Here is a 10,537-nt window from a genome sequence, read left to right on the forward strand (position 1 = left end):
GGGCTTCGAGGACATGGACGGCTCCCGGTGGGGCGAGAGGGCGACGGCAGGGCAGGGTCGAGGTCCGGCAATTCGCCGCAAAGTGGAACGTATGGGATCCCGATCCTGGGTGCAACGACGTCGTGTGCGCGGGGTGGCGATGTGGCGCCGTCACGTTCGATCGGTGCCGGTACTGTTCGGCGAATGAGCTCGCTTAATCTCGACGACTTCACCGATCTGATCGAGCGTCCCGACGGCGGGGTGCGCCGCGACGCCGAGGCGCGCAGGGAGCGTCAGATCGTGCCGCCCGGATCGCTGGGGCGCCTCGACGACCTGGGTGAGTGGCTGGCCGCGGCGCAGTCGGCGGTGCCGGTGCGGCCGGTCGAACGGCCCCGCGTGATCCTCTTCGCCGGGGATCACGGCATCGCCGCCCGCGGGGTCTCGGCCCGGCCCGCGGGCAGCGCCGCGGAACTGGTGCGGGCGGTGCTGGAGGGCGGCCGGCCCGTCTCCGTGCTGGCCCGGCGGCTGGGCGTGCCGGTGCGGGTCGTGGACATGGCGCTGGACTGCGATCCGGACGAACTGCCCGCGGACGTCGTACGGCATCGGGTGCGGCGCGGCAGCGGGTCCATCGACGTCGAGGACGCGCTGACACTGGAGGAGGCCGAGGCCGCGTTCCTCGCCGGGGTCGCGGTGGCCGACGAGGAGGCCGACTCCGGTACGGATCTGGTGGTGCTCGGCGATGTGAGCGTGGGCGGGACCACGGCGGCGGGCGTGCTGGTCGCCGCGCTGTGCGGGACCGACGCGTCCGTGGTGACCGGGCGGGGCGGGCTCGCCATCGACGATCTGGCGTGGATGCGCAAGTGCGCGGCGATCCGGGACGCGCTGCGCCGGGCCCGGCCGGTGCTCGGGGACCAGTTGCGGCTGCTGGCGACGGTGGGCGGCGCCGACCTCGCCGCGATGACCGGCTTCCTGCTCCAGAGCGCGGTGCGCAAGCTGCCGGTGGTCCTGGACGGGGTCGTGGCGGCGGCGTGCGCGCTGGTCGGCCAGCGGATCGCGTTCCGGGCGCCGGACTGGTGGCTGGCCGGGCACGGCAGCGGCGAGCCGGGGCAGGCCAAGGCGCTGGACCGGATGGCCCTGGAGCCGCTGCTGGAGCAGGGCATGACCGTCGGCGAGGGAGCGGGCGCGCTGCTGGCCCTGCCCCTGGTGCAGGCCGCGGCGGCCCTGGCGGCGGAGCTCCCGGAGCGGCCGGAGGCCGAGAAGGAGCCGGACGCCGAGCAGGGCGAACAGGGCGAACAGGCGTCGGAGCAGGAGAAGCCGGAGGAGGCCCAGGCGCCGGAAGGCGCCGAGGGGGTCTGAACGCATCCGGCCGGGGCCGTCCCGCGGACAGCGGGGCGGCCGACCGGCCGTCAGACAGGGCGGTGACGAAAGACCGGTTCCCGACAGGCTCCCCCATATGATCAATCTTCATGGGAGATGTCCGTATCGCGCCTGTCCGGGACCGCCGTAGCACCGGAGCCTCGCGGCGGGCCGCGAGCCTCGCCGTCTGGTATCTGCGGGCGATCGCCTTCGTCAACTTCCTCAGTGCGGTGTGGGTCTCCCTGGGGCAGGACGTACGCCGGCACAACCAGGAGAACTTCTTCACGCCGTACCTGCTGACGGCCGGGTTCGCGTCGGGTGTGTTCACCGCGTTCCTGGCCGTCACCATGCGCCGCCGCAAGCGGGCCTCGTGGATCCTGAACCTCGGGCTCAGCGGCCCGTTCCTGGTGCTGTTCGCCCTCGCGATGGCGTTCCCGGAGGTCCGGCAGTACGCGCAGAACTGGATCTCGCTCGGCCTCACCGCGGTCTTCGTGGGCGCCCTGCTCGTCGGGCGGCGCGAGTTCTACGCCAAGGGCGACCGCGCCAACCCCCGGCTCGCCGCGGTGGTCGCCACCGGCGGACTGCTGCTGTCCTCGCTGCTGGCCGCGCTGCTGGTGACGGTCACCAACCAGGCCGCCGACGCGGGCCTTTCGACGTTCTCGGAGCGCTGGCGGTACGGGACGCTGCGACTGGTCTCGGTGGCGGCCGACGAGTCCCGCTACCCGGGCATCTCGACGCCGAACTGGGCCGACGTCGCGATCAACGTCCTGAGCACGGCGCTGGTGCTGGCCGTGTTCTACGCCGCCTTCCGCTCCCGGCGCGCCGTCGACCCGCTCACCGAGGACGACGAGAAGCGGCTGCGCGCGCTGCTCGAACAGCAGGGCGAGCGGGACTCGTTGGGGTACTTCGCGCTGCGCCGGGAGAAGAGCGTCGTCTGGTCGCCGACGGGCAAGGCGGCGGTCGCCTACCGGGTCGTCGGCGGGGTGTCACTGGCCTCCGGGGACCCGATCGGGGACCCGGAGGCCTGGCCGGGGGCGATCGAGCCGTGGCTCGCCGAGGCCCGTGCGCACGGGTGGATCCCGGCCGTGATGGGGGCGGGCGAGGAGGCGGGCACGGTGTACGCGCGGCACGGCCTGGACGCCCTCGAACTCGGCGACGAGGCGATCGTGGAGGTCGCCGAGTTCACCCTGGAGGGGCGGGCCATGCGGACCGTGCGGCAGGCCTGCAACCGGGTGCGCCGGGCGGGCTGCACGGTCCGCATCCGGCGGCACGAGGACATCTCCCCGCAGGAGATGGCGGATCTCGTCGCCCGGGCCGACGACTGGCGCGACGGGGCGACCGAGCGCGGGTTCAGCATGGCGCTGGGACGGCTCGCCGACCCGGAGGACGGGCGCTGCGTGATGCTCGAATGCCTGGACGAGGAGGGACGGTTGCGGGCGCTGCTGTCCTTCGTGCCGTGGGGGCCGCACGGGCTGTCGCTCGATCTGATGCGGCGTGACCGCGGTTCCGACAACGGGCTGATGGAGTTCATGGTCATCGAACTGCTGCGGCGGGCCCACGAGATCGGGATCACTCAGGTCTCGCTCAACTTCGCGATGTTCCGTTCGGTCTTCGAACGTGGTGCGCGTCTCGGCGCCGGACCGGTGCTTCGGCTGTGGCGCTCGCTGCTCAGCTTCTTCTCGCGCTGGTGGCAGATCGAGTCGCTGTACCGGGCCAACGCCAAGTACCGGCCCATCTGGGAACCGCGGTTCCTGCTCTTCGAGAAGAGCGGGGACCTGCTGCGCATCGGTGTCGCGGCGGCACGGGCGGAGGGGTTCCTGGAGGCGCCGGGGCTGCCCAAGTGGCTGCACCGCAGGCACCTGGACACGCACAGATGAGACCACGGGGACGAGGGACGCCGGATGAAGAGGATCGCCCGCTGGGCCCGCACCGAATGGGGTCTGCTGTACGTCACGGTGCGCGAGCCGCTGCTGAAGCGGCACTGGCGGGCGGCCCCGATGAGTCTGGGGGCGGTGTGCCTGACGGCGGTGATACAGGTCGTGCAGAACCAGCCGTGGGGCTACGGGTTCGTGCAGGACATCGGTGCCGTGCGCGCCGAGGACCCGCTGGTGCCGGCCCTGCTGCGTACGCCCCTGTCGCTGTTCGTGCCGGCGCTGGACCTGCCGGTGTGGGGCGCGCTCGCCCAGATCCTGTTCGTGTTCGGGATCGCGGAGATCTGTCTGGGCCGGTGGCGGACCCTGCTCGTGGCGTACACCGCCACGCTGGCCGGGACGCTCTACGCCCGGCTGGGCATCGCGCTCGGCCCCGGCCGTCCGCTGGGGCTGCCCTCCTCGGACGCCCAGGTCGTGGACACCGGCCCTTCGGCGGCCGTGGTGGGGCTGGCGATCTGCCTCGGCTGGCGCTACGGCGCGTACGCGACCGCGGGCGCGGTGGCGCTGGCGATGGCCGTCGAGGTGCTGCTGAAGGAGAACCTGGCCGGCAAGGAGCATCTGGCGGCGCTCGCGGCGACGGTGGTGCTGTGCGGTGCCACGACGCTGCGGCACCGGATGCCGGCCCGGGGTCCGGCACGACGGTTCCGCACCCAGGCGGACCTGTCGTCCGACCCGCCCTGACACGACCCTGGTCGGCCCGACCGGGTCCGCCCGACCGTCTGCATACGACCGTTCCCGCCCGGCCGGGTCCGCCTGTCCGTTCCCCCGGTCGTCCCTGCCCAGCCGGGTACGCCCGGCCGTCCACGCCCACCCCGGAGCGGTCCGGCGGGTCCTGGGGCGTGTTTCGAAAGTAGCGTCGTCCGCCCGACGGCCGGGCAGACGGGATTTTCGAAACACGCCCTAGTGGCGGTTCGGGCCCGGCAGTCGGGCCGGGGACGGGTCGGGTTTGCCGCCGATCCAGTCCTCCAGGGCGCGGCGGGGTCCGGCCCACCGGCGGTCGTGGCGGTAGGCCCGCAGCCGGGACCGGGCACGGGCGCGCGGGCGGTGGCGGTAGCAGCGTTTGGCCCAGAAGGATCCGGGGCGGGCCAGCCGGATCGCGCCGACCAGGGCGATCACGGGCACGATCACCCCGAAGACCGCGGTGCGCGCCTTGCCCTTGCTCAGCGCGACCAGGGAGAAGAGGAAGTTGACGGCGACGGTCGCGATGACGGTGCCGCGGTCCGCGATCTCGTCCTGGGAGAGGTCGTTGACACCGAACGGGGCGAAGCCGGACAGCAGCAGCCCGACCAGGGCGGCGGTGAGCACCACTGCCTCCACGCTCTTGCGTCCCTCCTCGCTCCAGTAGACGTCGTCGAGGTGCAGGATCAGCGCGAACTCGTCGAGGACCAGGCCCGCGCCGACCCCGAAGACGACCGCGGACAGGCCCGCGGCGAAGCCCTCCCGGCCGCTGGCGACCGCCCCGAAGCCGCCGGCGACGGTGAGCACGACACCCGGGACCACGTGGTGGATGTGCAGGCCGCCGGCCCTGACGTTGCCGAAGGGTCCCCGGCCCGCCCGGATCATGCGGGTGACGACCCGGGTGACCGCGAAGGTGACGACGAAGGACATGAGAGCGAGCAACAGGGGCAGTTTGCCCGGCTCGACGATGTTCCGGTACAACCAATGTCCCATATGCGCACTTTATCCACAGGGGCCGCTGGAGCCGCCCCGCCCGCCGGGTAATCTGCGCCGATGCCCAAGACCCCCGCCTGGCCGGACGGCCTCCGCTTCGCCTTCGGCACCCTGACCGTGCTCCCGGTGCGGGTGACCCGGTGGGACCGGCAGGCCGCGCGCGCCGGAATGCTGTGCGCTCCGCTGGCCGGACTGACGGTCGGCGCCGGTGCCGCCGCGCTCGGCGTGCTCCTGCTGTTCCTGGGGGCCGGCCCGGCGCTCGCCGCCGTCGCCACCGTCGCCGTACCGGCCGCGCTCACCCGTGGGCTGCACCTCGACGGGCTGGCCGACACCGCCGACGGGCTGGGCAGCAACAAGCCCGCCGAGGACGCGTTGCGGATCATGAAGCAGTCGGACATCGGCCCGTTCGGGGTGATCACGCTCGTCCTCGGGCTGCTCGCCCAGACGGCCGCGCTCGCCCAGTTGTACGGCGCCTCCTGGGCCCGCGGGGCGCTCGCCGCCGTCGTCTCGGCGACCGTCGCGCGGCTGGCGCTGACCCTGGCCGCCCGCGGCGGGGTGCCGGCCGCCCGGCCCGAGGGCCTCGGGGCCGCAGTCGCCGGGGTGGTCCCGGCGCGGGCGGCGGCGGGGGCGGCGGGCTTCACGGTGCTCGCCGCGGCCGGCGCCGGCGCGCTCCTCGGGACGTACAACCTCGTCCGCACGGCGTTGTCCGCGCTCGCCGCGCTCGCCGTCGCCGAACTCCTGCTGCGTCACTGCACGCGCCGCTTCGGCGGGGTCACCGGCGACGTGTTCGGCGCCCTGGCCGAGACCGCCGCGACGGCCGCGCTCGTACTGCTGTCCCTCGGTCGCTAGTTCACCGCCGACCGAGGGACGGCCCCTCGGGCGAGCCGCGGCCGAGGGCGGACTAGTCTGTTGCGCCTCACACGGACGGATGATCACGATCGGGGGACGTTCGTGCCGAAACTGCGCCGCGCCATGGCCTGGTTCATCGATTTCGCGCTGGTGCTCGCGGGGGCGTCGGCGCTGGCGGTGCTCACCTTCCACCGGATCTCCGGGCTCGTCACCGACGTGCCCGAACTCGCCACCCGCGGCGGCCTCGACCTGCTGGCCTCGCGCGGCGACGTCCTCGGCGCCGGGGAGCACTTCGGGCTGTCCCTGTGGAACAAGGCGGTGCTGTACGTCGAGCAGGCCTTCGGCATGCTGGTCGTCGCCACCTTCCTCTACCAGTGGACCTGTCTCGCCCTGGCCGGACGCACCCTCGGCAAGGGCCTGGTCGGCCTGAAGGTCGACCGCACCGCCCCGCGCCGGGCCGCGCTGCGGGCCGCGGTGACCACCGCTGCGGACGTCGCGGTGTACGCCGTCGCCTGCGTGCTGCTCGTCGAGGGCCGCTTCCTGCTGTCGCTGACGGTGTGGGCGGTGGCGGTCGCCGTCTTCTTCCTCAACGCCCTGCCGGTCCTGCTGCCCGGCCGCCGCTCCCTCGCCGACCGGGTGGCCGGCACGGCGGTGACCGGGTTCGGACTCGGCCGCGGCGGCGCCGCGTCCGTGCCCGCGCCCGGGGCGACACCGGCTCCGTAGCGAACTCGGCGGCACCGTAAGGGAGTCGACGCGGCGGCGGCTCTCGGGCCGCGTCCCGGACGACGCCGTGGACGGCGGCGCCTGCGGCAGCCCGCCCGTGGCGCGGTCCGCACGGCGCGACGCCGTTCGCGACCCGCCGGGTGTACCCCGGGGCGGGGAGTGCGAGGATCGGCAAGTGACGACGACGCCACCGACGGGTGAACGCCCGCAGGAATGAGCGAAAGCCCTTACGCGCGTAGGCTCCTCCCAGACGTCCGCACCGGTCCGCCGCACCGGTGAGGGCACTGGTGGAGACCGCTCCCGCCGGCCGCGCCAGGTCGGCATACGGGCCAGGTCGACCCACACAGCTCGACCACAGACACTTCTCACCGGAAGCGAGATTCCACCACCGTGACTGCTCTCACTCTCAGCACCGCCGCGGCGCCCGGTCTCCGGGCCGACGCCATCGTGATCGGTGTCGCCAAGGGCTCGAAGGGTCCGGTCGTCGCACCGGGCGCCGAGGCCGTGGACCAGGCTTACGACGGCAGGCTCGCCGGCGTCCTCGAGACCCTCGGCGCCTCCGGTGCCGAGGGCGAGGTGACGAAGCTGCCCGCACCTACGGGCTTCAAGGCCCCCCTCGTGGTGGCGGTCGGCCTGGGCGCCGAGCCCGAGAAGGACGCCGCCTACGACGCCGAGGCGCTGCGCAAGGCCGCCGGCGTGGCCGCCCGCACCCTCACCGGGGTCAAGAAGGCCGCCTTCGCGCTGCCCCTCACCGACGCCGCCGCCCTGGGCGCGATCGCCGAGGGCGTGCTGCTCGGCGCGTACGCCTTCACCGCCTACAAGGAGAACGGCAAGGACGCCAAGGCCCGGGCCGGCAAGGCTCCGCTGGCCGAGGCCGCGCTGCTCGGCGGCAAGCCCCGCGACAAGGAGCACAAGGCCGCCGTCGAGCGCGCCACCGCCGTCACCGAGGAGCTCAACCGCGCCCGCGACCTGATCAACATGCCGCCGAACGACCTGGACCCGGCGGCCTTCGCCGCCATCGCCCAGGCCGCGGCCAAGGAGCACGGCCTCAAGGTGCAGGTGCTCGACGAGAAGGCCCTGGAGAAGGGCGGCTACGGCGGCATCCTCGGCGTCGGCAAGGGCTCCGCCTCCGGCCCGCGCCTGGTCAAGCTCTCCTACACCTCCTCGAAGGCGGACAAGCACCTCGCCTTCGTCGGCAAGGGCATCACCTACGACTCGGGCGGCATCTCGCTGAAGCCCGCCGGTCACAACGAGACGATGAAGTGCGACATGAGCGGTGCCGCCGCCGTGTTCGCCGCGGTCGTCGCGGCCGCCCGCCTGGGCCTGGAGGTCAACGTCACCGGCTGGCTGGCGCTGGCCGAGAACATGCCGTCGGGCTCCGCCACCCGTCCGGGTGACGTGCTGCGCATGTACAGCGGCAAGACCGTCGAGGTCCTCAACACCGACGCCGAGGGCCGCCTGGTCCTCGCCGACGCGCTGTGGGCGGCCTCCCAGGAGAAGCCCGACGCTGTCGTGGACGTGGCGACCCTGACCGGCGCGATGGTGCTGGCGCTGGGCAGCCGCACCTTCGGCATCATGGCGAACGACGACTCCTTCCGCAGCGCGCTGCACGAGGCCGCCGAGGAGGTCGGCGAGCCGGCCTGGCCGATGCCGCTGCCGGAGCACCTGCGCAAGGGCATGGACTCCCCCACCGCCGACATCGCCAACATGGGCGAGCGGATGGGCGGCGGTCTGGTCGCGGGCCTCTTCCTGCGCGAGTTCGTCGGCGAGGGCATCACCTGGGCCCACCTCGACATCGCGGGACCGGCCTTCAACGAGGGCGGGCCCTTCGGTTACACGCCGAAGGGCGGCACCGGCAGCGCGGTGCGCACCCTGGTGCGTCTCGCCGAGCTCACGGCGGCCGGCGACCTCGGCTGAGGACCGCGGGCCACTCCGGCAGGGGGACTGTGCGTCTGATCACTCGGTCCGCCCCGCGTACCTCCGGGTACGGCGGTGCGGACCGGGTGCGGCCGGCCGCGGACCCGCGGCCGAGCCGCTGATCGGCACGGTCCCCCGCCCCTTCGGGGGAGCGCTCCCCCGGTCGCCACGACCGGACGTGGAACGCCTCACACTCAGGCCCCGCGTCTCGTCCACCCTCGACAAGTGCGAAGATGGGGCTCGGCAGGACAGGGCCCCCACCGAAGGGCCGAACGCAAAAGAGCGGCCGGACACCAGCCGCCGACCGGTCACTGGAGACCGGCGTGGCGCACATGCATGGAGGACGTGACGTGGCGAACGACGCCAGCACCGTTTTCGACCTAGTGATCCTCGGCGGTGGTAGCGGTGGTTACGCCGCGGCCCTGCGCGGGGCGCAGCTGGGTCTGGACGTCGCCCTGATCGAGAAGGACAAGGTCGGCGGTACCTGCCTGCACCGGGGTTGCATCCCCACCAAGGCCCTGCTGCACGCGGGCGAGATCGCCGACCAGGCCCGCGAGAGCGCGCAGTTCGGCGTCAAGGCCACCTTCGAGGGCATCGACGTACCGGCCGTCCACAAGTACAAGGACGGCGTCATCTCGGGCCTGTACAAGGGCCTTCAGGGTCTCATCGCGTCCCGCAAGGTGACGTACATCGAGGGTGAGGGCCGGCTGTCCTCCCCCACCTCCGTCGATGTGAACGGCCAGCGCATCCAGGGCCGCCACGTCCTGCTGGCGACCGGTTCCGTGCCGAAGTCGCTGCCGGGCCTGGAGATCGACGGCAACCGCATCATCTCCTCGGACCACGCCCTCGTCCTGGACCGTGTACCGCAGTCCGCGATCATCCTGGGCGGCGGCGTCATCGGCGTCGAGTTCGCCTCGGCGTGGAAGTCCTTCGGTGCCGACGTGACCGTCATCGAGGGCCTCAAGCACCTCGTCCCGGTCGAGGACGAGAACTCCTCCAAGCTTCTTGAGCGCGCGTTCCGCAAGCGCGGCATCAAGTTCAACCTGGGCACCTTCTTCTCCAAGGCCGAGTACACCCAGAACGGTGTCAAGGTCACCCTCGCGGACGGCAAGGAGTTCGAGGCCGAGGTCCTCCTCGTCGCCGTCGGCCGCGGCCCGGTCTCGGCCGGCCTCGGTTACGAGGAGCAGGGCGTCGCGATGGACCGCGGCTACGTCCTGGTCGACGAGTACATGCGTACGAACGTCCCCACCATCTCCGCCGTCGGCGACCTGGTCCCGACGCTCCAGCTCGCGCACGTCGGCTTCGCCGAGGGCATGCTGGTCGCCGAGCGCCTGGCCGGCCAGAAGGTCGTCCCGATCGACTACGACGGTGTCCCCCGGGTGACCTACTGCCACCCCGAGGTCGCCTCCGTGGGCATCACCGAGGCCAAGGCCAAGGAGATCTACGGCGCGGACAAGGTCGTCGCGCTCAAGTACAGCCTGGCCGGCAACGGCAAGAGCAAGATCCTGAACACCTCCGGCGAGATCAAGCTCGTCCAGGTCAAGGACGGTGCCGTGGTCGGCGTCCACATGGTCGGCGACCGCATGGGCGAGCAGGTCGGCGAGGCTCAGCTGATCTACAACTGGGAGGCGCTGCCCGCCGAGGTGGCCCAGCTCATCCACGCCCACCCGACGCAGAACGAGGCGCTCGGCGAGGCCCACCTGGCGCTGGCCGGCAAGCCCCTCCACGCGCACGACTGACCCTCGGTCGACGACGCCACACACAGACTTCCGCAATTCGTTAGGAGCAACCGAAACCATGGCGGTTTCCGTAACCCTTCCGGCGCTCGGCGAGAGCGTCACCGAGGGCACCGTCACCCGCTGGCTGAAGGCCGAGGGTGAACGCGTCGAGGTCGACGAGCCGTTGCTCGAGGTCTCGACCGACAAGGTCGACACCGAGATCCCCTCCCCCGTCTCCGGCGTGCTGTCCTCCATCAAGGTCGCCGAGGACGAGACGGTCGAGGTCGGCGCCGAGCTCGCCGTCATCGACGACGGCAGTGGCGCCCCTGCCGCCGCCCCTGCCCCGGCCGCCGAGCCGGCTCCGGCTCCGGTCGCCGCCCCGGCGCCCGTGGC

Annotated in this window: 9 protein-coding genes; 8 read left to right on the top strand and 1 reads right to left on the bottom strand. The window is 72.9% G+C overall.

Annotated features, from left to right (window positions below; genetic code table 11):
* Positions 1-183 precede the first annotated feature (183 nt).
* The 3 genes from cobT (at position 184) to FNH09_RS46905 (ending at position 3,947) form a co-directional block, all read left to right on the top strand.
* On the top strand, positions 184-1,335 hold the full coding sequence (cobT, locus tag FNH09_RS40840; protein ID WP_152894929.1) for a nicotinate-nucleotide--dimethylbenzimidazole phosphoribosyltransferase: 1,152 nt from the start codon (positions 184-186) through the stop codon (positions 1,333-1,335).
* A 110-nt stretch (positions 1,336-1,445) separates the two neighbouring features.
* On the top strand, positions 1,446-3,212 hold the full coding sequence (locus tag FNH09_RS40845) for a phosphatidylglycerol lysyltransferase domain-containing protein (RefSeq protein WP_152894930.1): 1,767 nt from the start codon (positions 1,446-1,448) through the stop codon (positions 3,210-3,212).
* Between the two features lie 24 nt (positions 3,213-3,236).
* Positions 3,237-3,947 (top strand): hypothetical protein, encoded by a 711-nt coding sequence (locus FNH09_RS46905; protein WP_156110859.1) that lies wholly within the window; start codon positions 3,237-3,239, stop codon positions 3,945-3,947.
* Between the two features lie 219 nt (positions 3,948-4,166).
* On the opposite strand, the gene FNH09_RS40855 is transcribed toward FNH09_RS46905, so the two are convergent.
* Positions 4,167-4,937: a hypothetical protein gene (locus tag FNH09_RS40855; protein WP_152894931.1), complete on the bottom strand. Its 771-nt coding sequence runs from the start codon at positions 4,935-4,937 to the stop codon at positions 4,167-4,169.
* Between the two features lie 60 nt (positions 4,938-4,997).
* Here FNH09_RS40855 and FNH09_RS40860 point away from each other — a divergent pair, with 60 nt between their 5' ends.
* The 5 genes from FNH09_RS40860 to FNH09_RS40880 form a co-directional block, all read left to right on the top strand.
* Positions 4,998-5,786 carry an adenosylcobinamide-GDP ribazoletransferase gene (locus FNH09_RS40860; RefSeq protein ID WP_152894932.1) on the top strand — a complete coding sequence of 263 codons (789 nt, stop codon included), beginning with the start codon at positions 4,998-5,000 and terminating at the stop codon, positions 5,784-5,786.
* A 102-nt stretch (positions 5,787-5,888) separates the two neighbouring features.
* A complete protein-coding gene (locus FNH09_RS40865) occupies positions 5,889-6,509 on the top strand; it encodes an RDD family protein (protein WP_338017837.1) in 621 nt (206 codons plus the stop codon).
* A 390-nt stretch (positions 6,510-6,899) separates the two neighbouring features.
* Positions 6,900-8,426, top strand: a complete 1,527-nt coding sequence (locus FNH09_RS40870) for a leucyl aminopeptidase (protein ID WP_162469843.1) — start codon at positions 6,900-6,902, stop codon at positions 8,424-8,426.
* A 350-nt stretch (positions 8,427-8,776) separates the two neighbouring features.
* Positions 8,777-10,165 carry a dihydrolipoyl dehydrogenase gene (gene lpdA / locus FNH09_RS40875; protein ID WP_162469844.1) on the top strand — a complete coding sequence of 463 codons (1,389 nt, stop codon included), beginning with the start codon at positions 8,777-8,779 and terminating at the stop codon, positions 10,163-10,165.
* Positions 10,166-10,223: 58 nt separating this feature from the next.
* Positions 10,224-10,537 (top strand): biotin/lipoyl-containing protein (locus FNH09_RS40880; protein WP_338017838.1); only part of this gene is annotated, 314 nt, incomplete at its 3' end.

The organism is Streptomyces adustus (assembly GCF_009377175.1).
Lineage (GTDB): Bacteria > Actinomycetota > Actinomycetes > Streptomycetales > Streptomycetaceae > Streptomyces > Streptomyces adustus.